Source organism: Rhizobium sp. SL86 (assembly GCF_026672545.1).
GTDB lineage: Bacteria > Pseudomonadota > Alphaproteobacteria > Rhizobiales > Rhizobiaceae > Neorhizobium.
Genome location: NZ_JAPPRJ010000002.1, coordinates 284,338 through 310,475, shown reverse-complemented (window position 1 = coordinate 310,475; position 26,138 = coordinate 284,338). Strand labels below are relative to the sequence as shown.

Here is a 26,138-nt window from a genome sequence, read left to right as displayed (position 1 = left end):
GGCCGCGCGGAACGGATCTCTGTCTTATGCAACCCGCCAGGCAGCAACCGCCTGTGGCTGAAGAACCGTCTCGCCCAGAACCGGAACGGCGCCTTCGGGCAGGGTCCAGGCCTGTGTGCCATAGTTGAAGGCGAAAACCAGGTTTCCGCGCCGGCGGATGCGGATGAAATCCGGCACAGTCAGCGTGGTCAGACCGGCCTTCTGCGCCGCAAGGCTCAGGACGTCCGAAAGCAGCGCTTCATTCGCCCAGCAGGCGAGGTAGAGCACCCTTCCCTTTTCCGTCAGAGCCGCGCTGCCGTTTTCGAAGGTGGCCAGCACACTTCCCGAGGCCTCGAGGCATTCGCGCCAGCGGATGCCGGCGCCCGATACCGCGCCACTAACCGGATCAGACAGGCCCGGGCGCAGGGTTGCCACCTGGATGACGCGATTGCCGGTGAGATCGGCAAGTGGGCCGGGCGGCAAGTTTTCCGGGAAACGGAAGTTGCGGTCGCGTGAGCCGCTGCGCGCGCCGATCAAAACGGTGCCACTTGCCGTCTCCAGCGCTGCACGGGTGGCCTCGTCCACTTCCGTCATGCAGGGCACGACGACAAGCGGATAGCCGTCAAGGCTCGCGCCGGGGCGCACGAAATCGACGTTCAGGCCAAGGCGACGCAGCGCCTCATACCAGCGGAAGCAGAGTTCCTCGTAACGGAAGTCACGACCCTGCGGCTGGATCATCGTTGTCCAGTAGCTCTGGTAATCGAACACCAGCGCGACCGGCGCGCGGTCCGTCTCCGGCAGGGCGCCGAGCGCGGCCAGTTCCTTTGCCACCTGACGGGCTTCCAACCCGCCCGGTGACCATTCGTCGAGACCGGCGAGGTTGAGGCCGGCATGCATCTGCTCCTGCGCGAAGGTTGCTTGGCGCCAGCGGAAATAGCTGACCACTTCCGCGCCATGCGCCAGCGCCTCCCAGGTCCACAGCCGCACCATGCCGGGTTTCGGCACCGGGTTCCAGGGAGCCCAGTTCACCGGCCCCGGCTGCTGCTCCATGACCCAGAACCGGCCCTTGCCGACAGCGCGGTAGAGATCGTGATGGAAGGGGGCGATGTCCGGATGCGAGGTCTCGGCCCAGCGGTTGCGTTCAGCCTCCGAGAACGGGAACTTCTCGACAAAACCGATCGGGTAGCTGTCCCAGGAGGCGAGATCGAGATTGTCGCCGACCTTGAAGTGATCGAAATCGAGGATGAAACCCATGAAGTTATGGGTGATCCAGCGGTCCGGCGAATGTTTGCGGATGATGTCGCACTGCATCCGGTCATAAGCTGCCACCTGATCCGAATGAAAGCGCCAGAAATCCAGACGTGTAGCCGGATTGGGTTCCGTTACGGTCAGGTTGGGCAGGACCACCTCATCGAAGCCGTTCAATTCCATGGACCAGAAGACCGTGCCCCAGGCCTCGTTCAGCTGGTCAACGGACTGGTAGCGCAGGCGCAGCCAGCGCTTGAAGCTCTTCAGGTCCTCCGGACCCCAGGATATCGTGGTGTCGTGGCAGCCATATTCGTTATCCGTCTGCCAGCCGGCAAGACCCGGATGCTCGCCGTAACGTTTCGCGACGATCTCGACGATACGGGCGCTCTCCTTCCACCACGTCTCGGAGGAAAAGGTGTAGTGGCGGCGAGAGCCGAAGCCACGCGGTTTGCCGTCCTTGTCATAGGGAATGATGTCCGGGCATTCATCCACCAGCCATTTCGGCGGCGTTGCCGTCGGCGTGCCGAGCACGATCTTCAGCCCCGCCTTGGCGAGGATATCCATCGCCCGGTCAAGCCAGGCGAATTCGAAACGGTCACGGGCGGGTTCAATCCGCGACCAGGCGAATTCGCCGATCCGAACGAAGGAGATCCCGAGTTCAACCATGCGCCGCGCATCGGTTTCCCAGCGGCTTTCGTCCCAGTGTTCCGGGTAATAACAAACGCCCAGCATTATCGTGTCAGATCCCCATTGATGACGGCAAGCCCGTTCGCATCGAACAGATGACAGGCCTTCGCATTGATTCCGAGCCGGATCGTCTCACCCGGCTTTTCGCGCGCGAGACCATCGGCCTTGACCGCCAGTTCAGAACCATCGCTCAGCGTCACAAAGAAGAGCGTCTCCGAACCGAGATATTCGGCAAGCTTCACCGTTGCCTCGATGACGACATCACCCTTGCCGGTCGCGTCGATATGCTCGGGGCGCAGGCCCAGCGTCATTTCACCGCCCTCGACAGACACGCCGTGGCTCGGCAGCTGGAGTGCGGCACCAGGCAGGGCGATGTTCAACGAACCACCCGCCCCGGCCGCAACCGTCACCTTCAGGAAGTTCATCTTCGGCGAACCGATGAACCCCGCCACGAAGAGGTTGTTCGGCCGGTGGTAGAGTTCGAGTGGCGAGCCGACCTGTTCGATCCTGCCGGCCGACAGCACGACGATCTTGTCGGCCATGGTCATGGCTTCGACCTGGTCATGGGTCACATAGATCATCGTTGCCTTCAGGTCCTGGTGCAGCTTGGAAAGCTCCGTGCGCATCTGAACGCGCAGGGCCGCATCAAGGTTCGACAGCGGCTCGTCAAACAGGAACACTTCCGGATTGCGCACGATGGCGCGACCGATGGCGACGCGCTGACGCTGACCGCCGGACAACTGGCCGGGCTTGCGCTTGAGCAGCGCATCAAGCTGCAGCATCTTGGCGGCGCGGGCCGTGCGTTCAGCAATCAGCTCCTTTGAATGGCCGGTCATTTTGAGGCCAAAGCCGATGTTTTCGGCGACCGTCATGTGCGGATAAAGCGCGTAGGACTGGAAGACCATCGCGACACCGCGCTCCGACGGACCGACCTTCGTCATGTCGCGCCCACCGATCGAAAGTTCGCCCGAGGTGATCTCCTCAAGGCCCGCAATCATGCGCAGCAGCGTCGATTTTCCGCAGCCGGACGGGCCGACGAAAACGCAGAATTCCCCGTCTTGCACGTCAAGATCGACGCCCTTGATGACATCGAGCGCACCGAACTGTTTTTTGACTTTGCGAAGGCTGACATCAGCCATGGGTGTTGCCCCCCTTTGAAGGAATGAGTTCGAGCAGCATGGCGCTTTCCGGCCGCAGCATCGGCAGCGGCAGGCCCACAACGCCGGCGCTTTCCAGATTGAAGGCAACCGCGCCTGACAAAAGCCGCGTCTGACCTTCCGAGATGCGGATGAACTCCGGCGTGACCGGCAGAACATTTGTGATCGTCCACTGCCCGCCAAAGCCAGCAATGGCAGCCGGCAGCTTCAACGGCGCGGGCTGCTCGCCCACCATCTGCGGGCCCTGCGCGACGATCAGCACGATCTTGTCGGCGCTGGCGGCACCCCAGACGTAGCGGCCATCGATCGGTTCCATCTGGAAATTCGCGCCCGGCGCGTGGAGAAGGCCACGCAGTCGCTTGTAGGTCTCGACGTAGACCTTGAGCTCGTCGCGTTCGTCGCCCGTGAGCTCCAGCGGGTTAAGCTCGACGCCGAGATGGTAGGCCATCGCCACCAGGGCACGGAAGGCGAGCGTGTGCCGGCGGCCGGTCTGGTGGTTCGGCGAGGCGGAGATATGGCTGCCCAGGATTTCCGGCGGCACGAAACGGGACGCGCCACGCTGGATCTCCAGCCGTTCCAGCGCATCGGTGCAATCGGAGGTCCAGACCCGATGGGTCCGCGCCAGCACGCCGTAATCGATGCGGCCACCGCCGGAAGCGCAGCTTTCGATCTCGACGCTCGGATGCGCTGCCCGGACACGATCCATCAGCGCATAGACCGCACGGGTCTGTGCGGCAAACTTCGCTTTGCCATCGCGACCGCCCGCATGGGTCAGGTCGCGGTTCATGTCCCACTTGATGTAGGAGACGGCATGGTTGGCAAGCACCGCGTCAACCTTGGAAAACAGGTAGTCGGAAACCTCGGGCCGCGTCAGGTCCAGGACCAGCTGCGTACGCGATTGCAGGATCGGGCGCCCCTCGATCGTCAAAGCCCAATCGGGGTGAGCCTTATAAAGCTCGGAGACGGGATTGACCATTTCCGGCTCGAACCAGATGCCGAACTGCATGCCGAGCCCGGTCACGTGATCGACGAGCGGCTTCAGCCCGTCGGGATATTTTCGCGGATCGATGTCCCAATCGCCAAGGCTCGTCGTGTCGTCGTCGCGCCGGCCGAACCAGCCGTCGTCGAGCACGAAGCGCTCGATGCCAAGCTCCGCAGCAGCCGTGGCCTGAGCCTTCAGAGACTCCATCTGGTGGTCGAAATAATTGCCTTCCCAGGTGTTCAGCGTGACCGGCCTCGGGCTCATCGACCCGTTTGGCCAGGTCAGCAGTTCATCGCGCACGAAGGCCTGGAAGCTGGCGCTATCCGGGGCGGCATAGGCCACCGGGCTTTCATAGCGGGCGCCGGGGGCAAGGATCATCTCGCCAGGCTCGAAAAGCTCGCCAAGATGAATCAGCCGCTGACCGTCATCCGTGCGGTCGATGACGATCTGATGGTTGCCGCTGAAGCCCAGCGTGACGCCGAAGCGCTGGCCAGCGCCTTCGACGAACAGCATCGGAAAACGGTCATGCGAGGTGCGGCCGCGCCGGCTCTCCTGGCTCCAGATGCCGTTGCCCAGCAGCTCGCGCCGGGTCTGGAACTCTCGCCCCCACATGCCGGTGAAGCTCATGACCTCTACGGCCCCGGCGGGTGCCAGGAAGGTGGCCGCCATGCACCGATCGAGCTGGTAATCCTCATCGCCGTCATTGGTGAGCGTCGTTGCCATCGAGATCAGGCCGCTCGCATGAGCCTTGAGGGTGATCGACAGCGACAGCCTTGCCACGGGATCGGCGGCCGAAAGCATGGTGTGGTCATTGTCGCGCTCGACGCGCCATCCGCCGAATTGCGCGACGAAATCACGGCCACGCCGATGCCCCGCAATCGCCGGCCAGCCGAAGAAGCCCATGCCGCCGGTGGGCAGCAGGACGGCCGATGGCACGGCAATGTCCATGCCATTGACGCGGCTGGAGCGATCGACATTGAACAGGGGATCGACCGTGGCGGCGGCCTGTCCAAAACTGAGGATTTCCGGCATGCCGAGCTCGGGCAGCCTGAGGCTCAGGGCGAAATCGCCGGAGCCGATACTTACAATGTCACTCATCCCTTGGTGGCTCCAAGCGTCAGGCCGGCAATGAAATGCCGCTGCATCAGGAAGAACATGGCGACCGGCGGCAGGGCCGCGACAATCGAACCGGCGGAAACCAGGTGCCAGGCGGCAACCCACTGGCCGTTCAGCGAATAAAGCCCGGCGGTCACGGGCATGGCATGCTGGCCCTGAACCAGCACCGTCGCCCAGAAATAGTCATTCCAGACGAAGGTGAAGACGAGCACAGACAGCGCTGCGATGGCAGGGCGCATCAAGGGCAGCACAATGTAGCGAAAAATCCGCCATTCGGAGACGCCCTCGACGCGGGCGGACTCGATCAGCGCAAACGGCAGGCCCTTGATGAAGTTGCGCATGAAGAGCGTGCAAAAACCCGTCTGGAAGGCGACATGGAAGAGCACCAGACCGAGCGTCGTATCGTAAAGCCCGGCACGCAGCGTCATATCCCGCACCGGGACCATCAGGATCTGGAACGGGATGAAGTTGCCGGCCACGAACATGAAAAAGAGCAGGAGATTACCCTTGAACCGATAGACGGCCAGCGCAAAACCGGTGAGGCAGGAAAGCGCCACCGCGCCGATCACGGTCGGGATCGTCACCTTGAACGAGTTCAGGATGTAAAGGCCGATCGGCGAATCGCGGAACACGGCCGTATAGTTCTCGAGGCCCGCAAAGCCTGAGGGAATGCCGAAGTAGTTGCCAGCTGCAAGATCGCTTGCGGGACGCACCGAGGTGATGGCGACGCCGATCAGCGGCAGAAGCCATAGGACGAGCGCCAGCGGCAGCACGATCTTGTAGGCCGTCTGGACGAAAGGGCTGGCCTTCTGGATAGGGGTCGGAAACATCAGGCGTTCCTTTCCTGGGAAAGCATGCGCACGATGAAGAGCGTGATGAAGACCATCATGATGAGGAACAGCACCACGGCGATGGCCGCGCCATAACCCATGCGGAAACCGTATTCGGACAGCGCCTGTTCATACATGAAATACGAAAGGACCTGGCTCGAGCCGTAAGGTCCACCGGCCGTCATGATCGAGACGAGATCAAAGGACCGCAGCGAACCGATGACGGTCACGACCATGGCGATAAAGGTGGCGGGCGCCAGTTGCGGCAGGATGACGAACCACAGGAGCTTCATCCCTTTGGCGCCGTCCATACGCGCGGCTTCCACCTGTTCGGGATTGATGTTGTTGAGACCGGTCAGATAGAGGATCATGCAATAGGCCGTCTGCGGCCAGAGGCCGGCGGCGATGATGCCATAGGTGACGAAACGTTCGTCGGCGAGAACCGCGACCTGCTCGCCCGTCAACCATTCGATCAGCTTCGAGAACAGGCCGAAATCCGGGGCATAGAACCAGGTGAACATCAGCCCGACGACCACCTGGCTGATCACGAACGGGAAGAAGAAGAGCGACTTGTAGAGCCGGATGCCGGTGACGGTCTGGTTGAGGAAGAGCGCAACCGCGAGCCCGGCCGGAATCGACAACAGATAAAGCACCAGCCAGATGACGTTGTTCTTCAGCGAGGTGTAGAAGCTATCGTCGTCCAGAAGTTCGACATAGTTGCCAAGACCGATCCAGACCTTTTCTCCCAGCCCGTCCCAATCGTGAAAGCTGATCCAGATGGATTGGACGATCGGCACCAGCACGTAGATGATGAACATCAGGAAGCCGGGGGCAAGAAACAGCCAGGGAGCGAGCTTCTGCTGGTTTTTCGTCCAGAAGCCCGGCGGGGAAGAGACGGCCTTGGTCACGGCAACACCTCGGGATTTTTCACGACAAGAAGCACCGGGTACCATCCTCCTTTTGGGAGGGTGTGGCACCCGGCGCCGGGAGGATTTCTTATTTGTAGACGCGCTGGCGGACTTTCTCGATACGGGCGAGGATCGCGTCAGCCTTGTCCGGCTTTACCATGAATTCCTGGAAGCCTTCCATGCCGGCCTTTGCCATTTCGGCATTGGCGTCGCGGTCATAGAATTGCGCCAGCGCATAGGCACCGGACAGCATCTCGAAACCCTGCTTCAGGAACGCATCCTGCGGCTTTTCGGCCTTGTTGTTGACCGGAAGCTGGCCGAGCGTCGCATTCATCTTCGACTGCGCTTCGGGCGAGGCGACATAGGCGAGGAATTTCTTGGCATCTTCCTTGTTCTTCGCACCGGCGGGAATGTGGAAGGTGTCGGTCGGCGCTTCTTCCGCCATCGGCAGGTTGGGCGTGATCTGCGGGAACTGCAGGAAGCCGATCTGGTCTTCCTTCAGGCCGCCGTCCTTCATGGTGGCCACGGCAAAATTGCCCATCAGGTACATCGCGGCCTTGCCCTGCACCATCTGCGGCACGGCATCCTGCCAGTCGATGGCGGCATGGTTGGCAATGAAGTACCCGGGCTTCACCAGTTCGCCCCACTTCTCGAAGACCGCCTTGACGCGCGGGTCGGTGTAGGGAACCTTGCCGGAGGTGAGCTCCATGTGGAACTCGTAGCCGTTGACGCGCAGGTTGAGATAGTCGAACCAGCCGCCCGTCGGCCACAGAGCCTTGGTGCCAATGGTGAAGGGCGTAATGCCGGCAGCCTTCAGCTTTTCGCAGGCGGCCAGAAGTTCGGCCCAGGTCTTCGGCGGCGTAATGCCCTTCTCGGCGAAGATGTCTTTGCGGTAATAGATGCCCCACTGATAGTAGGTGTAGGGAACGCCCCACTGCTTGCCATCAATGGTCATCGAAGACGAAGCAGACTTCAGCTGGTCATTCAGCCCGTTGGCTTTCCAGACATCGCTGACGTCGGCAAACAGTCCGGCCTTGACGAAGGGCTCCATACGGTTGCCCGCATACCAGGCAGCGACATCCGGCGCATCCGCGGTCAGGAAGTTGCGGATGGCAGATTTGTAGCCCTCATGGTCGAAGTTGTTCCACTTCACCTTGATATCGGGATTGGCCTTCTGGAAGTCGGCGATCAGCTCCTCCATCGCCTTTTTCGGCACGGGATCGGAATGATCGGAATTGATGGTGATTTCACCGGCGAATGCGGCCGTCGACATGAACGCAACGGACAGCGCAAGGCCTTGAAGGCTCTTGGTAAAGGTCATGTTTTCCTCCCTATGACCGGCATGCGTGATTTCAGAAGCCATCTCCCTGAACAGCCCCACTGTCCATGAATTTTCCCAGGCTCGACTTGATCATCGGGCGCAAATCCGTAACCTTCTACCGCGTTTCACTCGAAGTTTTCCGGAATCCTAAGCTATGGGTCAGCAAGCCGTTCACATTCAGGATGAATCGGTCCCGGTACATCCGGATCATGATCCGCGACACCCTCTGGTGATCTTCGGGGACCATCGTTTTTGCGCCGGCACCCAGCTTGAGGTGCAGCGGATGGCGGGTCCGCACATGCACAGCCAGATCGAGTTGAATTTCGTGCTCAACGGCCACATGACCTACTGGTTTGACGGTCGTGAACTTACGGTGGATGAAAACCGTCTTTGCCTGTTCTGGGGGATGATTCCGCATCAAGTGATCGATCGCGCGGAAGGCACGCGCTTTGTCTGCCTTTATGTGCCGATGTCGGTCTTCCTCGGTTTTCCCAACCTCAGCCGGTTTCGCGATGCGGTCTTTCGCGGTGCGGTGATTGAAGCGCTCGACATCCGGCCCTGGGACCGCGACGTCTTTCTTCGTTGGCGCGACGAGCTTCTGTCGGGTGATGCGGAGGTGATGGAGATCGTCCGCTCGGAATTGACCGCCCGGGTTATGCGGATCGAACGCGAAGGCTGGCGGGATCTGCGCGAACAGGGCGCGGCGATCCTCTCCTCCGGCCAGCGCGATGCGGATTGGGTGGTGCATGTGGAAAACATGCTGCGTTTCATCGGCGAGGGTGCCCTCGGTGATATCTCCGCGGAAGATGTGGGGCGGGCGGCGGGCCTGCATCCGAATTACGCAATGACACTGTTTCGCAAGGCCGTGGGGATGACCATCAACCAGGCCATCATCCGCCACCGGCTGGACACGGCGCAATCCCTCCTGATCGCGACCGATCTGCCGATCACGGAAGTGGCCTATGAATCGGGTTTCGGGTCGCTATCGACCTTCTATGACGCCTTCCAGAAGCGGTTTCGCGAGAAGCCCGTGCAGTTCCGCCGGCGGATGCGGCCGGTCGCCAGCGCCGCATGAGATAAGAAGGCAATCAGCACCAGGGCCGTCGTTTGCAACGCGTCCTCCGGCCTGTCCGAATTTGAGCAATTCCTTACTTCGCACAGAGCCACGTTAACCATTCGTTAACCAAATCAGCGCTACCCATACGTCAACGATTTCTTTACGTAGATGACCGAAGTGCTAACAGACTCTCGCTCCATCAGGATCAAGGGCCGCTCCTTTCTGGCGGTCGTGTTGTCCCCGGACCTGCCGCTGGATGACTGGCTGGTTCGGCTGGACGATCTGGCTGCCCGCTCCGCCGGTTTCTTCCTGAACCGCCCGGTGGTTCTGGATGTTGCCGACCTCGGCATCAACCGGGCGGAACTGACGGAATTCCTCGAAAAGCTCGCCGAGCGCAATGTGCGCATCATGGGCATCGAGGGCGCCAAACCGTCGATGATCTCGCCCGGCATGCCGCCGGTTCTGAAGGGCGGCCGGCCGGCCGGCGATGTCGAGGTGACGGCAACCGAGGCGACCGAAACGGGCGCCGAGGACAAACATGAGACAACGGTCGCTTCCGCACCACCCGCGACAGCGGTCGCATCGGAAAGCCGTTCCGCGCATCCGTCGCTCGTGATCAACGAACCCGTAAGGTCCGGGCAATCGATCATCTTTACGGAAGGGGATGTGACCGTCGTCGGGTCCGTCGCCTCCGGCGCGGAAGTCATCGCAGGCGGCTCCGTCCACATCTATGGCGCCCTGCGCGGGCGAGCCATGGCGGGCTCCGTGGGAAATGCGTCTGCGCGCATCTTCTGCCGGAAACTGGAGGCGGAGCTGATCGCAATCGACGGCATCTACAAGATGGCTGAGGATTTGCCGCCGGAGCTGCTGGGGAAACCCGTCCAGCTATGGCTCGAAGGCGATGCAATCATGGCCGAGAAACTCAACTGAGCCCAATCACGCTCATTCACAGGAGATAAAGATGGGGAAGGTAATCGTCGTCACGTCGGGCAAGGGCGGGGTTGGCAAGACGACCTCGACCGCCGCACTCGGTGCAGCACTCGCCCAACGCAATGAAAAGGTCGTCGTCGTGGACTTCGACGTGGGCCTGCGCAATCTCGATCTCGTCATGGGCGCCGAACGCCGCGTGGTCTACGACCTGATCAACGTGATCCAGGGCGATGCGAAACTGACCCAGGCGCTGATCCGCGACAAGCGGCTGGAAAACCTGTTCTTGCTGCCGGCCTCGCAGACCCGCGACAAGGACAATCTGACGCCGGAAGGTGTCGAGTGGGTGATCAACGAGCTGAAGCGCTACTTCGACTGGGTGATCTGCGACAGCCCCGCCGGCATCGAACGCGGTGCGACGCTTGCCATGCGTCATGCCGACATTGCCGTCGTGGTCACCAATCCGGAAGTCTCCTCGGTCCGCGATTCCGACCGCATCATCGGCCTGCTCGATTCCAAGACGATGAAGGCAGAGCGCGGCGAGCGGATGGAGAAGCACCTGCTTTTGACCCGTTATGATGGCGCCCGCGCCCAGCGCGGCGACATGCTGAAGGTCGACGACGTTCTGGAAATCCTGTCGATCCCGCTGCTCGGCATCATTCCGGAAAGCACCGATGTGCTGCGCGCCTCGAACCTCGGCGCACCGGTGACGCTGGCCGATGCCCGCTGCGCCCCGTCGCTTGCCTATTTCGAAGCGGCCCGGCGCCTCGCCGGCGAGGACATTCCGGTCTCCATTCCGGAAGAAAAGCGCAGCATTCTGGGCAAGATCTTCGCACGGAGGGCTGCATGAACATTTTCCGCCTCTTTAACAAGCAGCGTTCCGCGCCTCTTGCTCGGGAGCGGCTGCAGGTTCTCCTGGCGCATGAACGTGCTTCCTCCGGCTCCGATCTCGTGGCAGTGCTGCGGGAGGAGATCCTGGCCGTGATCGCCAAGCATGTCGAACTCGACAGTGACCGGGTTCAGGTGAAGATGGATCGCGACGAAAACGTCTCGATCCTCGAAATTGACGTCGAGATCCCGCTCAATGCGAGCCGTCAGGCAGCCTGATCCGACACATCAGACACTCAGCAAACACCACAAGGGCCGCAGATCGCGGCCCTTTTTCTTAGTTACGTCCAGAGCCTCTCCTGATCAGAGCAGCGTATTGCGGATCTTCTTCAGCGCAAGGTCATCGTCTTCCCCATAAGGGATCATGCCTTTCAGGCGTCCATCGGCGCCGATGAGCAACAACGAGGTGGTGTGGCTCATGTGATAATCGCTGTCATCACCATAGGTGCGCGCGGCGTGGATCATCCACCCATCGGTCACCTTCTTCATTTCTTCGGCGCTGCCGGTAATGCCGGTGATCCGATCGGTGATCGACGTCACATAGGCGTGCATGACGTCCGGCGTATCGCGAGCCGGATCGATGGTGAAGAAATAGGCTTTCAGCTTCTCGCCCTCCGGTCCGAGCTTGTTCAGCCAGCCGGCAACCTCAAACAGGGTGGTCGGGCAGACCTCCGGGCAATGGGTGTAGCCGAAATAGACGAGCGAAGGGCGCCCCTTGAACAGGGTCTGGTCTACCGGCGCACCGCGATCGTCCACCAGCGAGAATTTTGCATCAAACGGGCCGGTGCGGGCGCGAGCGCTATCCGCCGACACCCAGAACATGATTCCGACCAGTCCGGCGAAGAAGATGCCGGCGATTCCGATCGCCAGCAACGCCATGGGGTTTCGGTTCACTTCTTGTGCTCCTTGTGTCCGTGCCCTGCATGCGTATCACCGCCTGCGGGGCCAACCGCAAATTCAACCTCAACCGGTCCTGCCTTTTCGAAGTTCAGGACCGCCTTCACCATCTCACCTTCCTTAAAGGGCTGGGAAACGTTCATGAACATCAGATGGTATCCACCGGGTTTCAGCTCAACGGTATCACCAGCTGGAACCGGGATACCCTGCGGCAATTCTCGCATTTTCATCACCGTCCCGTCCATGCTCATCTCGTGAATTTGAACGGAGGCCGCACGATCGGACGAGACAGACACCAGGCGATCGTCGGTCTTGCCCGGATTGACGATCTTCAGATATCCGCCGCCAACCTTGGCGCCCGGCAGCATGGCCCGGCTGTAGGGATGACCGATTTCCAGGTCGCCGACCTTGAAGCCGTGGGCGCCGGCAAGGCCTGTACCGAGAAGGAATGCGGCGAGAAAGGCGATATTTTTCAGATGGTTCTTCATGATGTTGCTCGTCTGTTCAGGAGTGTCCATGATGGGCTTGGATCGGCAGGACGCAACGGCGCCCGGCCGGTGAGGTAATGAATTCGGCGTTGATCCCATAGGCATTTTCGATCACTTCCGGCGTGATGACCTCATCGACAGGTCCACAGGCGCTGAGACGTCCGGCCTTTAGCAGCATCAATTTGTCGCTGGCATTCGAAGCCAGATTGAGATCGTGGATCGCTACCAAGACCAGCGCGCCGGTCTCGGCGACATAGTCGCGCAGAATGGCAAAGACCTGCATCTGATGGCGGATATCCAGAGCGCTCGTTGCCTCGTCAAGCAACAGAAGATCCGGCCTGCGCATCAGCCTCTGAGCCAGAAGGACCATCTGCTGCTGGCCGCCGGAGAGGGTTGCCATGCCGCGATGGCACAGATCGGCAAGCCCGAAACGGGCCAGAACGGCGCAGGCGTCTGCCACGATTTGCGTAGGCACCATCCAGCCGAGTCTCGAAGGACTGCCGAGCAGCACCGTCTCCAGCACGCTGAGCTGCGCCCTGACCTGGCAGTTCTGCGGCATGTAACCGACCGATTCCAGGTTCGGTCGCTTTGCCTTCCAGCGGATCTCACCACGGCAGGCGGTCAGTCCGACAATGGCATTCAGCAGCGTTGACTTACCCGCGCCATTCGGACCGATGAGGCCGACGATCTGGCCGGGCGCAAGTTCTGTCGTCACATCCTTGAGGATCTCGGCGGTTCCGCGTCGCAGGCTCACCGAGGAAAGTTGCAGGCCATGTCGCATCAGGCACCAGCCTTTCCGCGCAGCACGATCACGGCGAACAGCATCGGAACGCCGGCAACGGCGGTGACGATGCCGACAGGAATGACGGCGCCTGGCGAAATGAGCTTGGTGACGACGGATGCACCGATGAGGATAATCGCGCCCGTGATGGCTGCAACCGGCAGCGAAAAGCGGTGATCCTCTCCAGCCAGCGCCCGTGCCACATGCGGCGCAATCAGTCCGACAAAACCGATCGTGCCGACGAAACTCACTGCCGCCGCCGTCAGGAACGCCACCAGCACGAAGGTACGACGACGCAGCCGCTCGACGCCAATACCGAGGCTTGCGGCATTGGCCTCCCCCAGCCTCAGTGTCGTCAGGGCCCAGATATCCTTCAACGCGAAGGGCAGGATGGCGATCAGAACGGCGGCAACGACCGTCGCACTGGTCCAGGTGGCTTTCAGGAGACTGCCGAACAGCCAGAAGACGATCTGCTGCAGGACTTCGGGCGAGGCAAGAAACTGCAGCAGGGATTGCAGCGACTGAAAAAAGAACATCACCGCGATGCCACCGAGAACGAGGATTTCGGCGCTCGCCCCGCGAAGGGCCGCGACGAGGTAGATCAGCCCGCAAGCGATGAGCGTGGCAAGGAAGGCGCAGACGGGGATTGCGATGAACTGAGGCAGCGGGATGGCCGAGCCAAGCAGGATCGCGAGCGCCGCACCAAAACCGGCTGCCGCGGAAAACCCGAGCGTAAAGGGGCTTGCCAGCGGATTGTTGAGGATCGTCTGCATCTGCAGGCCGGCCAGGCCAAGGCAGGCGCCGACGAGTACCCCCATCACCGTCTGCGGCATGCGCAACTGCCAGAGGATGGTGGCGGTCATCCGGTCCTGGCCATATGGGCCGGCGATCAGACCGCGAGCGACATCGCCAAGCGGCATGCCGGACGGTCCTGTTGTCATGTCAAGGATCATCAGGACAACAAGCAGGGCGGCGGCCATGGCAAGCATGACCTGGCGTCGAACCGATGCGCGACGCCAGCCGTCGCGCATCTCCTGCAACTGCAACGGATCGAGCGTCGCCGTCACTGGCTCTTGCTTTCATAAGGCAGCATATAGACACCATCGGCCTTAACCGGCAGCCAGGTGTCATAGAAACGCCGCAGGTTTTCGGCCGGATCGACGTCCTTGAACGCGTCCGGATAAAGCTGCTTGGCGATGAACTGCGCGTAGACATAGTCGGAAAGCGTTCGCGCACCACCATGATAGATGGCATAGACCTGACCGTTCTCAACCGCGGGCAGCGCATCCCAGCCGGCGCGGGCAAGATAGGGTTTCATTCGTTCGCGCGCCGTTTCGGGGCTCGCGCCAAAACCGACCGTGACGGCCTGCGGCCGTCCGACCCATTCGGAACCGGCAAGGAAAACAAGATCGGGCTTCTGCGTCAGGACATATTCCGGGCTGAGCGGACCCCAATTGCCGATCTGGCCCGTGGCAATGTTCTTGCCGCCCAGCCTGGTCACGAGCGCACCCCACATGGAATTGCCATAGGAATTGCCGACTTCCGCCGCACCCTTCTGGGCGAGTTCCACATAGACCTTTTTTGTGCTTGGACCTTGAGACTGGATGCGGCGATCGATGTCTGCCATGGCTTCCTGATAGGCCTTGGCAAGCGTCTCGGCGCGCTCCGGCGTGCCCATCAGCCTGCCAAGCGCAAGGGTCGAGGCGACGTGTTTTTCTACCGTCTGGGCATTGTAGTCGCGGGTGACGATCGGGATGCCGGCGGCCTCGATCTGCTTTACATTTTCACCCAGCGCATCGAAGGACCAGGCGGCGAGGATCACCAGATCCGGCTTGGCCGCGATCACCTTCTCGATGGAAAACGTATTGTCCTCCGTGTTTCCGACATCCGGGATAGAGGAGAGTTTCGGAAGCGCCTTTTCATAGGCGGCGAACTGGTACGGCCGCCAGTCCTTCCAGGTGGAAAGCGACAGGGCGACGACCTTGTCGATGGCGCCCGGGCCGGCAATCGCCAGGTAGTCTTCATAATAGAAACCGAGCATGACGCGTTCGGCAGGTTTGGCCAGGGTGACCGTACGGCCCTTGACGTCCGTGACGGTGATTTCGGCCTGCGCAACGCTGCCGAGGGTCAGAAGGGACAGAAATGCGCCGGCAACCAGCGCGGAGGTGACAGAGGAGAACATAAAGATGGATCCGACGAATGGCCGGATCTCCCGAAAAACAGCGGGATTGTCCGGCACGACACACTGAGATGCCACACAGGGATCTGCGGGCGGGCGAAAAAGCTCAGGTGACCGTGACGGAGGGCGGCGCCCGCGGCGCGGCATTGGGTGGAAAAAGCTGCCGGACAAAGGCTTCCACCCGCGGTGGCAAGGGCACATCGGCGGGCAGGGCAGCCCTTGCCACCCCGACCAGCGGCGGAACCGGAAGAAGGATCGCGGCACTCAGCCGGCAGGCCTCGCAGCCCGTCGAACCGAAACCGGAATGCTGTTCATGCTCGCCATGATCGGTTCCGGCAAGGCAGAGAACCGGGACTGTTCCATCCGGGAGTGTATAGGCGGCCAACTCTTCGACTGGCAGGTCAGCAGCCTGAACGGCGATCGGCCGATGGGCGAAGGCCAGTGCCAAGAGCGCGCACACGCACAGCAGGCGAACGAACGCCTGCCAAGTCGACATCCTGCGGAGTGCGTGTCCTTGGGCCATAACTGGAGTGTTACCAGAAGATTTGGCCTACGCAATGCGGCAGTTTGTCGATCGGCAAGGCGTCACGCTCGAACGCGCAATCCCGGTCACCTGCCCGGTGAAGCCCGGTGAAGACAAAAAGGCCGGCGCATGATGTCTCAAGCGCCGGCCCAAAAAGTCTGTGGGTCCGCCAGTCTTACTTCTTCTGCCAGCTCTTCACGAGGTCATCATAGTTGACCGTGATCGGCTTTTCCTTCTCGTTCGCGATCTTCAGCTGCGGCGCGAGGTTGCCCTTGGAAACGGCATCCTTGTTCCAGTAGGCGAGATCCTTTTCCTCAGCCAGTTTCGGGCCGATATCGCCCTGCACGCCGGCACGTTCCAGGCGCTGCAGCACCTTTTCCTGTTCTGCGCACAGCGAATCCATCGCGGCCTGCGCCGTCTTGGCGCCGGAGGATGCATCGCCGATCGCCTGCCACCACAGCTGAGCGAGCTTCGGATAATCCGGCACGTTGGTGCCGGTCGGCGACCACTGGACGCGGGCCGGCGAGCGGTAGAACTCGATCAGACCACCGAGCTTCGGCGCGCGATCGGTGAAGCTCTTGTGCTGGATGGTCGATTCGCGGATGAGCGTCAGGCCGACATGGCTCTTCTTCACGTCCACGGTCTTGGAGGTGACGAACTGCGCATAGAGCCAGGCGGCCTTGGCGCGGTCGACCGGGGTCGATTTCATCAGCGTCCAGGAACCGACGTCCTGGTAACCGAGCTTCATGCCGTCCTTCCAGTAGACGCCATGCGGGCTCGGCGCAAAACGCCACTTCGGCGTTCCGTCGGCGTTAACGACCGGCAGACCATCCTTGACGAGGTCGGCGGTGAAGGCCGTGTACATGAACATCTGCTGGGCGATTTCACCCTGCGACGGAACCGGGCCGGATTCCGAGAAGGTCATGCCCTGGGCAGACGGCGGTGCATAGGCCTTCAGCCAGTCGAGATATTTCTGGATGGCGTAGACGGAGGCCGGACCGTTGGTATCCCCACCGCGGGCGACGCAGGAGCCGACCGGCTGCGACTTCTCATTGACCTTGATGCCCCATTCATCAACCGGCAGACCGTTCGGCAGGCCCTTGTCGCCATTGCCGGCCATGGAGAGCCAGGCATCGGTGAAGCGCCAGCCGAGCGACGGGTCCTTCTTGCCATAGTCCATATGGCCGAAGACCTTCTTGCCGCCGATTTCACGGCCGGTGAAGAACTCCGCGATATCCTCATAGGCCGACCAGTTGACCGGCACGCCGAGGTCATAACCGTACTTCGCCTTGAAGTCGGCCTTGTTCTTTTCGTCGTTGAACCAGTCGTAACGGAACCAGTAGAGGTTCGCGAACTGCTGGTCCGGCAGCTGGTAGAGTTTGCCATCCGGCGCGGTGGTGAATTTCAGGCCGATGAAGTCCTGCAGGTCGATGCCGGGATTGGTCACGTCCTTGCCTTCGTTCGCCATCCAGTCGGTCAGCGAACGGGCCTGCTTGTAGCGCCAATGGGTGCCGATCAGGTCGGAATCGTTGACATAGGCGTCATAGATGTTCTCGCCCGACTGCATCTGCGTCTGCAGCTTCTCGACGACGTCGCCTTCGCCGATCAGGTCATGGGTGATCTTGATGCCAGTAATGGCGGTGAAAGCGGGTGCCAGCACCTTGGATTCGTATTCATGCGTGGTGATGGTTTCGGAGACCACCTTGATTTCCATGCCGGCAAAGGGTTTTGCCGCATCAATGAACCACTGCATTTCCTTTTCCTGGGCGGCACGATCGAGGACGGACATGTCCTTGATCTCCTTGTCCAGGAAGGACTTGGCGGCATTCATGTCGGCAAAGGCCGCGCCGCTGGTGGCCAGCAGCAGGGCTGCCGTCGTGGTCAAAAGTCGCTTTCGCATAGTCATCCTCCCGAAGTTTGCGAATGCAGTTTTCCGTCTAATCCGGACAGGCAGCCTCCCGCCGCCTGTTCCGGCAATCCGGCCCTAGACGAAGCGGAATACGCCGATGGCGTAGACCACGGACAGGGCAAGAGCCCACCAGAGATTCGGCCCTCCAAGGCCGAGCCAGGCAAGATGAATGAAGGCCGATCCCAGGAGCGAGATGAACAGGCGGTCGCCGCGCGTCGTCTCGAAGCGCAGGATGCCGACCCTCGGGCTACCGCCCGGCCGTACATATTCCCAAACGCCCATGGCGGCGATCAGGCAGAAGATCACGATGAAGAAGAGCGCCGTCGGCAGCGTCCAGGCCATCCAGGAAAAGTCCATCGGAACCTCCTCTCACACGCGGCCGAGGGCAAAGCCCTTGGCGATGTAGTTGCGGACGAAATAGATGACGAGCGCGCCCGGAATGATGGTCAGCACGCCTGCCGCCGCCAGCACGCCCCAGTCCATGCCCGAGGCCGACACCGTGCGCGTCATCGTCGCGGCAATCGGCTTGGCATCCGTCGTCGTCAACGTGCGGGCAATCAGCAGTTCCACCCACGAGAACATGAAGCAGAAGAAGGCGGCGACCCCGATGCCCGACGCAATCAGCGGCATGAAAATCTTCACGAAGAATTTCGGGAAGGAATAGCCGTCAATATAAGCCGTCTCGTCGATCTCCTTCGGCACACCCGACATGAAACCTTCGAGAATCCAGACTGCCAGCGGCACGTTGAACAGGCAGTGGGCAATAGCCACCGCGATATGCGTATCGATGAGGCCGAAGGCGGAATAGAGCTGGAAGAAGGGCAGCGCAAAGACGGCGGGCGGCGCCATGCGGTTCGTCAGCAGCCAGAAGAACAGATGTTTGTCGCCGAGGAAGCGATACCGGGAAAAGGCATAGGCCGCCGGCAAAGCCGCGGTGACCGAGATCACCGTGTTCAGCACCACATAGAGGATCGAGTTGATGTAACCGCCATACCAGGCGGGATCGGTGAAGATCACCCGGTAGTTCTGCAGCGTCGGGTTTTGTGGCCAGAGCGAGAAGGCGCCGAGAATTTCCGTGTTCGTCTTGAAGCTCATATTCGCCAGCCAGTAGATCGGCAGGATCAGGAAGACGATGTAGAGCGTGGGGATCAGGAAACCGTAGCTGCGCTTGGTCTTTGTCATTGCGGCCCCCTCAATTCTGCTGCTGTTCGTCGCTCTGCGTCATGACGGTGTAGAACACCCATGACAGGAGCAGGATGATCAGGAAGTAGACGATCGACATGGCCGCCGCGGGTCCAAGGTCGAACTGGCCGACCGCCATCTTGACGAGATCGATCGACAGGAAGGTGGTGGAATTGCCGGGCCCGCCGCCGGTGACGACGAAGGGTTCGGTGTAGATCATGAAGCTGTCCATGAAGCGCAGCAGCACGGCAATCAGCAGCACCCGCTTCATTTTCGGTAGCTGGATGTAACGAAACACCGACCAGCGCGAGGCGCCATCGATCTTGGCGGCCTGATAATAGGCATCCGGGATCGAGACGAGACCGGCATAACACAGCAGCACGACAAGGCTCGTCCAGTGCCAGACATCCATGACGATGACCGTCACCCAGGCATCCACGGGGTCCTGCGTATAGTTGTAATCGATACCGATGCTGTTCAGCGTATAGCCCAGCAAACCGATGTCGACACGGCCGAACACCTGCCAGATGGTGCCGACGACATTCCAGGGAATGAGCAGCGGCAGGGCCATCAGCACGAGGCAAACCGGCACGCCGAGGCCCTTCTTCGGCATGTTGAGCGCAATCAGGATGCCGAGCGGCACTTCGATGGCGAGAATGATGGCGGAGAAGATAAGGTTGCGCGCCAGCGCATCCCAGAAACGATCCGAATGCAGGATCTGCAGGAACCAGTCTGTGCCGGCCCAGAAGAACTGGTTGTTGCCGAACGTATCCTGAACCGAATAGTTGACGACCGTCATCAGCGGGATCACCGCCGAAAACGCGACCAGCACCAGCACCGGCAACACCATGAACCAGGCCTTGTTGTTCCAGGTCTTGTTCATGGCTCAGGCCTCCATCTCTGTGCGCCAGGAATTGGCATAGATGCCGATGGCAGACGGATCGAACGTGACCCGCGGATCGGCCGGTATCGCCTCGTCCTCCGACACCACGATTGCCAGCGGATGACCTTCGAACAGGGCACGCACGATCTTCTGGCGGCCGATATCCTCCACCTTCGATACCTGGATCGGCATTCCCGCCGTATCGAGCTTCACGAATTCCGGCCGGATGCCGAGCTCGAGCGATGTGGCCTCACCGGCGCGCGGACGACCGGAAAGTTGGATTGCCTGGCCACCGACCAGCGCGCTCGCCCCTTCCAGCCTGGCCGGCATGACATTCATGCCCGGCGAGCCGATGAAATACCCGACGAAGGTGTGCATCGGCCGTTCGAAAAGATCCGCCGGTGAACCGATCTGGACGATCTGTCCGTCATGCATGACGACGACCTTGTCTGCGAAGGTCAGCGCCTCTGTCTGGTCATGCGTCACATAGACCATGGTGAAACCCGACTGGCGGTGCAGACGCTTCAGCTGCGACCGCAGCACCCACTTCATGTGTGGGTCGATCACGGTCAATGGCTCATCAAACAGGATGGCGCTGACATCGTTGCGAACCAGCCCGCGGCCAAGCGAGATCTTCTGCTTCTGGTCTGCCGTCAGGCCTTGCGCCTTGCGCCTGGCCATCGGGGCGAGATCGATCATGTCGAGGATGTGCTCGACGCGCGTCTTGACCTCGGTTTCGGCCACACCGCGATTGCGCAAGGGGAAAGCCAGATTGTCGTAGACCGTCATCGTGTCGTAGATGACCGGGAACTGGAACACCTGGGCGATGTTTCGCTGTTCTGTCGGCAGGTCCGTCACATCCCGCCCGTCGAATTCGATCCGGCCTTCATAGGGATGCAGGAGCCCCGAGATGATGTTGAGCAGGGTCGTCTTGCCGCAGCCGGACGGCCCGAGCAGGGCATAGGCGCCACCATCTTCCCAGGCGTGATTGACCTCTTTCAAGGCGTAATCCCCGGCGGCAGCGGCCTTGGCGCTGTAGGCATGACGGATATGGTTCAGGTTGATGCGTGCCATCGTCTTCCCCTCACGCCGCTTCATGGCCGGCGCCGGCGAGCGATTGGCCGGTGCGCGGGTGGAATGCCATCAGATGGCGGGTGTCGAGATGCACGTCGATCGTCTGATCGGCATCGATGTCATGGATGCCATGGGTCAGGAGAACCCATTTCTGTCCGGCAAACTCCAGATGGATGAAGCTTTCGGAGCCGGCGATTTCGGAAATCTGCGTGCGGGCAGACAAGGGCTCGCTCGAGGGCTTGGCGTGGAGGTGCAAATGATGCGGCTGAAAGGCGATCCGGACAGGCCCGGACGGAATGCCCGTCAGATGCATCGGCACGGGCAGGATCGGCTTTTCCCCCAGCAGGAAGTGATCGCCCTCACGCGTCAACTCAATGCTGTTGAGCGGCGGATCGGCAAAGGTTTTCGCCGTCGTGAAATCCATCGGATCCCGGTAGACCTTGATGGTTTCGCCGAACTGGGTGACCCGCCCTTCGCTGAGCGTCGCCGTATTGCCGCCAAGCAGCAGGGCTTCAGACGGTTCCGTCGTGGCGTAGACGAAGATGGCACCGGAGGCGGAAAAGATCTTCGGCAGTTCCTCGCGCAATTCCTCGCGCAATTTGTAATCGAGATTGGCCAGCGGTTCGTCGAGCAGAACCAGGTTTGCATTCTTGACGATGGCACGCGCCAGTGCCGTGCGCTGCTGCTGGCCACCGGAGAGATTGAGCGGCGTGCGATCGAGATAGGGTGTCAGTCGCAGGAGATCTGCAGCCTTGCGCACTTCCCGGTCGATGGTGGCGGCATCCTTGCCGGCCGTGCGCATCGGCGAGGCAATGTTCTCATAGACCGTCAGCGCCGGATAATTGATGAACTGCTGGTAGACCATTGCGACATTGCGCTTCTGGACCGGCATTCCCGTCACATCCTGTCCGTCGAACAGGATCTGGCCTTCCGTCGGGCGGTCAAGCCCCGCCATCAGGCGCATCAGCGATGTCTTGCCGGACAGCGTTGGCCCCAGCAGGACATTCAGCGTGCCACGGTGAAGTGTCAGGCTCGTCGGGTGAATATGGATGTCACGACCGACGTGTTTCGACACGTTGCGCATTTCAAGCATTGACGCCTCGGGCCTCCCAACCCTCGGTTCAATGGCTGCCCGTTTTTGCCCCTCCTCAGGCGGCGCGACGGGCTCCTGCCATGTAGTCCTCCAATCCCGCGGCCTCAGCGGCCGTCAGGAACAATCCCTGTTTGGTGCGGCGCCAGAGAACATCCTCTGCCGTCACCGCCCATTCCTTGTCGATCAGCCAGCGCACTTCGGCCTCATAGAGCGAGCCGCCGAAATGGCGTCCCAGATCTCCTTCGGACTGTGCCGGGCCAATCAGGTTGATCGCATCCGTACCATAACAGCGGACAAGCCGCTCGGCATGGATCTTCGTCAGGAACGGATACAATGTTCGCAGGCGCTTGACCTGCATCTCGTAGGCATCAACACCGAAATCCGCGCCCGGCAGCTTGCTGCCCGCCGTCCAGGACGCGCCCTTGACGCCAATCGCTTCGCCGATCTTCTCCAGCGCATGTTCCGCCAGACGCCGATAGGTGGTCAGCTTGCCGCCGAAGACATTGAGAAGCGGCGCCTCGCCGGCTTCCCCCTCGGTCTTCAGAACGTAGTCACGCGTCGCTTCCTGCGCCTTCGACGCGCCGTCATCGAACAGCGGACGCACGGCCGAATAACTCCAGACGATATCGCTCGGACGAACCGGTTCGGCAAAATATTCGCTTGCGGCGCTGCAGAGGTAATTCACCTCCTCGTCGCTGATCTTCACGTCCTTCGGATCGGCCTTGTAGTCGCGATCCGTGGTGCCGATCAGGGTAAACTCGCCCTCATAGGGAATGGCGAAGAAGATGCGGTTGTCCGGGTTCTGGAAGAAATAGGCGCGCGAATGATCGAACTTCTTGCGCACGATAATGTGCGAGCCCTGAACCAGGCGCACATTGTGCGCATTGTTGCGGCCCATCACGCCATTCAGCACCTGATCGACCCAGGGGCCGGCGGCATTCACCAGCATGCGTGCCTTCAGAACCGTCGTATCGCCGGTTTCCGTGTGGCGGATCGTGACCGTCCAGACGCCGTTTTCACGGCGGGCGGAGACGACCTTCGCGCGGCTATAGATCATTGCGCCGCGGATGGCGGCGTCGCGCGCGTTCAGCACCACCATGCGCGCATCATCCACCCAGCCGTCGGAATATTCGAAGGCGCGGCCGAAGATCGGCTTCAACGACTTGCCGGCTTCGTCGCGACGCAGATCGAGCGTGCGGGTTGGCGGCAGAAGCTTGCGGCCACCCAGATGGTCGTACAGGAACAGACCGAGACGGATAAGCCAGGCCGGTCGGATGCCACCCTTCTGATAGGGCAGGACGAAACGCAGCGGCCAGATGACATGCGGCGCCATTGCCCACAGCACCTCGCGCTCCATCAGCGCTTCGCGAACCAGACGGAACTCGTAGTGCTCCAGATAACGCAGTCCACCATGAATGAGCTTGGTGGCGCCGGAAGACGTGCCGGAGGCGAAATCGTTCATTTCCGCCAAGGCAACCGAATAACCGCGCCCCGCCGCATCACGGGCGATACCGCAGCCGTTGATGCCGCCACCAATCACAAACAGGTCGTAAACGCGTTCGTTCGTCATCCATCTCACCTTTCGCAGCGCAGCATTTTGTGCAATTGCGAAACCGTAGATATCAGAAACGAAAATGAAACGAATGTCAAACGAATGTTATTCGGTTTCGATCGTTTTGCCGCGCGCGCTGTCCGTCTCGAACAACCTCACATCCTGCTCGCGACAGATGGACCGGATGCTGGCGGACGGGCAATGATCGGTGATGAAGGTATGGATCTGCGAGAGGTGCCCGATCCTGACGGGTGCCGTGCGCTCGAATTTCGAGGAATCGGACACCAGAATGACATGACGGGCATTGGCGATAATGGCCTGCGCGACCTTCACCTCGCGAAAGTCGAAATCCAGAAGTGCGCCATCCTCATCGATCGCCGACACACCGATGACGGCGAAATCAACCTTGAACTGGCGGATGAAATCGACTGCAGCCTCTCCGACGATACCGCCGTCCGACCCGCGCACCACACCACCCGCAATCACCACCTCGATGGACGGGAATACGCGCAAGCGATTGGCAACATTGATGTTGTTGGTGATGATCATCAACCCTTTGTGGTCCGCCAGCGCCTCGCCGACAGCCTCGGTGGTCGTTCCGATATTGATGAAGAGCGAAGCGTTGTCCGGGATCAGATCGGCCGCCGCCAGACCGATCGCCTGTTTTTCCGCCGCCGCCATCGATCGACGGGCCTCATACTGGACGTTCTCATTGCCAGTCGGAAACAGCGCACCGCCATGAATGCGCGTCAGGGCGCGCGAATCGCACAGGTCGTTCAGGTCCTTGCGGATGGTTTGCGGCGTGACGGCGAAGCGTATCGCAAGCTCGTCGACCATGACGCGACCATGCTCCTTGGCAATCGCCATGATCTCGGATTGGCGTGTCGAAAGCAGCATGGTCTCCCCAATCTTCGTTTTTCTTCACTTTATGACAAAACGAAAAAGGGGCAACAGCGGATTTCTCGAAAGTCCGTCAGCCGGAACTCATGCATGACGGATTGGAGCGGGGCGCGGCCGGCGCGCCCCGCGTCCTGTCGGTCAGACGATGGTCGCCTGGGTGGCGGCGCGCAGTTCGTCCTCGCTCACGCCATCGGCAAGCTCGACGATCTTCAACCCGCCCTCGACGACATCCAGCACACCGAGATTGGTGATAATTCGGTGAACCACGGCCTTGCCGGTCAGCGGCAGGGTGCATTCATGCAGCACCTTGGATTCGCCTGTCTTGCTGGCATGGTCCATCACGACGACAACACGGCGAACGCCAGCCACGAGGTCCATCGCGCCGCCCATGCCCTTGACGAGCTTGCCGGGGATCATCCAGTTGGCGAGATCGCCCTTTTCGGAGACTTCCATGGCGCCGAGGATCGCCATGTTGATCTTGCCGCCGCGGATCATACCAAACGACATCGCGCTGTCGAAATAGGCGGTGTGCGGCAGTTCGGTGATCGTCTGTTTGCCGGCATTGATAAGGTCGGGATCCTCCTCCCCTTCGAAGGGGAAAGGCCCCATGCCCAGCATGCCGTTTTCCGACTGCAGCGTCACATCAACGCCTTCGGGAATGTAGTTGGCGACAAGCGTCGGAATGCCGATGCCGAGATTGACGTACCAGCCGTCCTGCAGTTCCTTGGCCGCGCGAGCGGCCATCTGGTTGCGGTCCCATCCCATGGCTCAAGCCTCCTTCTTGCGCACGGTGCGCTGCTCGATGCGCTTTTCATGTTCGCCCTGTACCAGGCGGTGCACGTAGATACCCGGCAGGTGGATATGATCCGGATCAAGCGCGCCCACTGGCACGATCTCCTCCACTTCGGCCACGCAGACCTTGCCGCAGGTGGCGGCCGGCAGGTTGAAGTTGCGGGCGGTCTTGCGGAAGACGAGGTTGCCGGAGGTATCGGCCTTCCACGCCTTGACGATCGCAAGATCGGCAAAGATCCCCTGCTCGAGGATATAGGTCTGGCCGTTGAAGTCCTTGTGCTCCTTGCCTTCGGCAATCACGGTCCCGACGCCCGTGCGGGTATAGAAACCGGGAATGCCGGCACCGCCGGCGCGCATGCGTTCGGCGAGGGTCCCTTGCGGGTTGAACTCGAGCTCAAGCTCGCCAGACAGATACTGGCGCATGAACTCGGCATTCTCGCCCACATAAGACGAGATCATCTTCTTGATCTGGCGGGTCTTCAGAAGAATGCCGAGGCCGAAGTCGTCGACGCCGGCATTGTTCGACGCGATCACCAGCTCCTTGGTCCCGGCATCACGGATGGCCGCGATCAGCAGTTCCGGAATACCACAAAGACCAAAGCCGCCCGCGGCGATCAACATGCCGTCGAAAAGAAGGCCGTCCAGCGCTTCCTTCGCGGTAGGATAGATTTTCTGCATGCATTGGCTCCCATCCAAACGCGGGAGCCAGGGCCCCCGCCCGCAGGCGTTTTGTCCGCCTGCAAATCGCACGGGAACCATACTGATAGGCTGCCGGATCAAAGGTC

At 61.0% G+C, this 26,138-nt stretch carries 26 protein-coding genes; 4 read left to right on the top strand and 22 right to left on the bottom strand.

What is annotated here, in order from left to right:
• Positions 1 to 24 precede the first annotated feature (24 nt).
• The 6 genes from OU993_RS13665 to OU993_RS13640 all read right to left on the bottom strand — a co-directional run bounded on the left by OU993_RS13665 (position 25) and on the right by OU993_RS13640 (position 8,228).
• Entirely contained in the window at positions 25 to 1,959 is a 1,935-nt protein-coding gene (locus tag OU993_RS13665; protein ID WP_268158240.1) for a beta-galactosidase, read from the bottom strand.
• A complete protein-coding gene (locus OU993_RS13660) occupies positions 1,959 to 3,053 on the bottom strand; it encodes an ABC transporter ATP-binding protein (protein WP_268158238.1) in 1,095 nt (364 codons plus the stop codon). Before OU993_RS13660 ends, OU993_RS13665 begins: the two co-directional genes overlap by 1 nt.
• Positions 3,046 to 5,151, bottom strand: a complete 2,106-nt coding sequence (locus tag OU993_RS13655; RefSeq protein WP_268158236.1) for an alpha-galactosidase — start codon at positions 5,149 to 5,151, stop codon at positions 3,046 to 3,048. The genes OU993_RS13660 and OU993_RS13655 overlap by 8 nt, the downstream gene beginning before the upstream one ends.
• The gene (locus OU993_RS13650) at positions 5,148 to 5,999 is read right to left on the bottom strand and encodes a carbohydrate ABC transporter permease (RefSeq protein ID WP_268158234.1); all 852 of its coding nucleotides are present in this window, start codon (positions 5,997 to 5,999) and stop codon (positions 5,148 to 5,150) included. The genes OU993_RS13655 and OU993_RS13650 overlap by 4 nt, the downstream gene beginning before the upstream one ends.
• A complete protein-coding gene (locus tag OU993_RS13645) occupies positions 5,999 to 6,907 on the bottom strand; it encodes a carbohydrate ABC transporter permease (RefSeq protein ID WP_442792962.1) in 909 nt (302 codons plus the stop codon). The genes OU993_RS13650 and OU993_RS13645 overlap by 1 nt, the downstream gene beginning before the upstream one ends.
• 88 nt (positions 6,908 to 6,995) lie before the next feature.
• Positions 6,996 to 8,228, bottom strand: a complete 1,233-nt coding sequence (locus OU993_RS13640; protein WP_268158232.1) for an ABC transporter substrate-binding protein — start codon at positions 8,226 to 8,228, stop codon at positions 6,996 to 6,998.
• Between the two features lie 154 nt (positions 8,229 to 8,382).
• Here OU993_RS13640 and OU993_RS13635 point away from each other — a divergent pair, with 154 nt between their 5' ends.
• The 4 genes from OU993_RS13635 (at position 8,383) to minE (ending at position 11,319) form a co-directional block, all read left to right on the top strand.
• A complete protein-coding gene (locus tag OU993_RS13635) occupies positions 8,383 to 9,303 on the top strand; it encodes a helix-turn-helix domain-containing protein (protein ID WP_268158231.1) in 921 nt (306 codons plus the stop codon).
• A 150-nt stretch (positions 9,304 to 9,453) separates the two neighbouring features.
• Positions 9,454 to 10,215 (top strand): septum site-determining protein MinC, encoded by a 762-nt coding sequence (gene minC, locus OU993_RS13630; protein ID WP_268158229.1) that lies wholly within the window; start codon positions 9,454 to 9,456, stop codon positions 10,213 to 10,215.
• A gap of 31 nt (positions 10,216 to 10,246) precedes the next feature.
• Positions 10,247 to 11,062 (top strand): septum site-determining protein MinD, encoded by an 816-nt coding sequence (gene minD, locus OU993_RS13625; protein ID WP_268158227.1) that lies wholly within the window; start codon positions 10,247 to 10,249, stop codon positions 11,060 to 11,062.
• Entirely contained in the window at positions 11,059 to 11,319 is a 261-nt protein-coding gene (gene minE, locus OU993_RS13620; RefSeq protein ID WP_268158225.1) for a cell division topological specificity factor MinE, read from the top strand. The genes minD and minE overlap by 4 nt, the downstream gene beginning before the upstream one ends.
• Positions 11,320 to 11,403: 84 nt before the next feature.
• Here the strand turns inward: minE and OU993_RS13615 are convergent, their stop codons facing one another.
• The 16 genes from OU993_RS13615 to OU993_RS13540 form a co-directional block, all read right to left on the bottom strand.
• Entirely contained in the window at positions 11,404 to 11,994 is a 591-nt protein-coding gene (locus OU993_RS13615) for an SCO family protein (RefSeq protein ID WP_268158223.1), read from the bottom strand.
• Positions 11,991 to 12,485, bottom strand: coding sequence for a copper chaperone PCu(A)C (locus OU993_RS13610; RefSeq protein WP_268158221.1), 495 nt, complete (start codon positions 12,483 to 12,485; stop codon positions 11,991 to 11,993). The genes OU993_RS13615 and OU993_RS13610 overlap by 4 nt, the downstream gene beginning before the upstream one ends.
• Before the next feature lie 16 nt (positions 12,486 to 12,501).
• Complete coding sequence (locus OU993_RS13605; protein ID WP_268158220.1) at positions 12,502 to 13,266, bottom strand: ABC transporter ATP-binding protein; 765 nt, start codon at positions 13,264 to 13,266, stop codon at positions 12,502 to 12,504.
• Positions 13,266 to 14,333 (bottom strand): FecCD family ABC transporter permease, encoded by a 1,068-nt coding sequence (locus OU993_RS13600; protein ID WP_268158219.1) that lies wholly within the window; start codon positions 14,331 to 14,333, stop codon positions 13,266 to 13,268. The genes OU993_RS13605 and OU993_RS13600 overlap by 1 nt, the downstream gene beginning before the upstream one ends.
• Positions 14,330 to 15,448: an ABC transporter substrate-binding protein gene (locus OU993_RS13595; protein ID WP_268158218.1), complete on the bottom strand. Its 1,119-nt coding sequence runs from the start codon at positions 15,446 to 15,448 to the stop codon at positions 14,330 to 14,332. The genes OU993_RS13600 and OU993_RS13595 overlap by 4 nt, the downstream gene beginning before the upstream one ends.
• A 103-nt stretch (positions 15,449 to 15,551) precedes the next feature.
• Positions 15,552 to 15,893: a hypothetical protein gene (locus tag OU993_RS13590; protein WP_268158216.1), complete on the bottom strand. Its 342-nt coding sequence runs from the start codon at positions 15,891 to 15,893 to the stop codon at positions 15,552 to 15,554.
• Between the two features lie 250 nt (positions 15,894 to 16,143).
• Positions 16,144 to 17,868 (bottom strand): ABC transporter substrate-binding protein, encoded by a 1,725-nt coding sequence (locus tag OU993_RS13585; RefSeq protein WP_268158214.1) that lies wholly within the window; start codon positions 17,866 to 17,868, stop codon positions 16,144 to 16,146.
• Between the two features lie 84 nt (positions 17,869 to 17,952).
• Entirely contained in the window at positions 17,953 to 18,234 is a 282-nt protein-coding gene (locus OU993_RS13580; RefSeq protein ID WP_268158212.1) for a DUF2160 domain-containing protein, read from the bottom strand.
• A gap of 12 nt (positions 18,235 to 18,246) precedes the next feature.
• Positions 18,247 to 19,059 (bottom strand): carbohydrate ABC transporter permease, encoded by an 813-nt coding sequence (locus OU993_RS13575; protein ID WP_268158210.1) that lies wholly within the window; start codon positions 19,057 to 19,059, stop codon positions 18,247 to 18,249.
• Positions 19,060 to 19,069: 10 nt separating this feature from the next.
• The gene (locus tag OU993_RS13570; RefSeq protein ID WP_268158208.1) at positions 19,070 to 19,942 is read right to left on the bottom strand and encodes a carbohydrate ABC transporter permease; all 873 of its coding nucleotides are present in this window, start codon (positions 19,940 to 19,942) and stop codon (positions 19,070 to 19,072) included.
• Between the two features lie 3 nt (positions 19,943 to 19,945).
• Positions 19,946 to 21,016, bottom strand: a complete 1,071-nt coding sequence (locus tag OU993_RS13565; protein ID WP_268158206.1) for an ABC transporter ATP-binding protein — start codon at positions 21,014 to 21,016, stop codon at positions 19,946 to 19,948.
• 10 nt (positions 21,017 to 21,026) lie between these two features.
• Positions 21,027 to 22,109, bottom strand: a complete 1,083-nt coding sequence (locus OU993_RS13560; RefSeq protein ID WP_268158203.1) for an ABC transporter ATP-binding protein — start codon at positions 22,107 to 22,109, stop codon at positions 21,027 to 21,029.
• Between the two features lie 55 nt (positions 22,110 to 22,164).
• A complete protein-coding gene (gene glpD, locus OU993_RS13555; protein ID WP_268158201.1) occupies positions 22,165 to 23,679 on the bottom strand; it encodes a glycerol-3-phosphate dehydrogenase in 1,515 nt (504 codons plus the stop codon).
• 87 nt (positions 23,680 to 23,766) lie between these two features.
• Positions 23,767 to 24,558: a DeoR/GlpR family DNA-binding transcription regulator gene (locus tag OU993_RS13550; RefSeq protein WP_268158199.1), complete on the bottom strand. Its 792-nt coding sequence runs from the start codon at positions 24,556 to 24,558 to the stop codon at positions 23,767 to 23,769.
• Positions 24,559 to 24,699: 141 nt separating this feature from the next.
• Entirely contained in the window at positions 24,700 to 25,326 is a 627-nt protein-coding gene (locus tag OU993_RS13545) for a CoA transferase subunit B (protein ID WP_268158197.1), read from the bottom strand.
• Between the two features lie 3 nt (positions 25,327 to 25,329).
• Complete coding sequence (locus OU993_RS13540; RefSeq protein ID WP_268158196.1) at positions 25,330 to 26,031, bottom strand: CoA transferase subunit A; 702 nt, start codon at positions 26,029 to 26,031, stop codon at positions 25,330 to 25,332.
• Between the last annotated feature and the right edge of the window lie 107 nt (positions 26,032 to 26,138).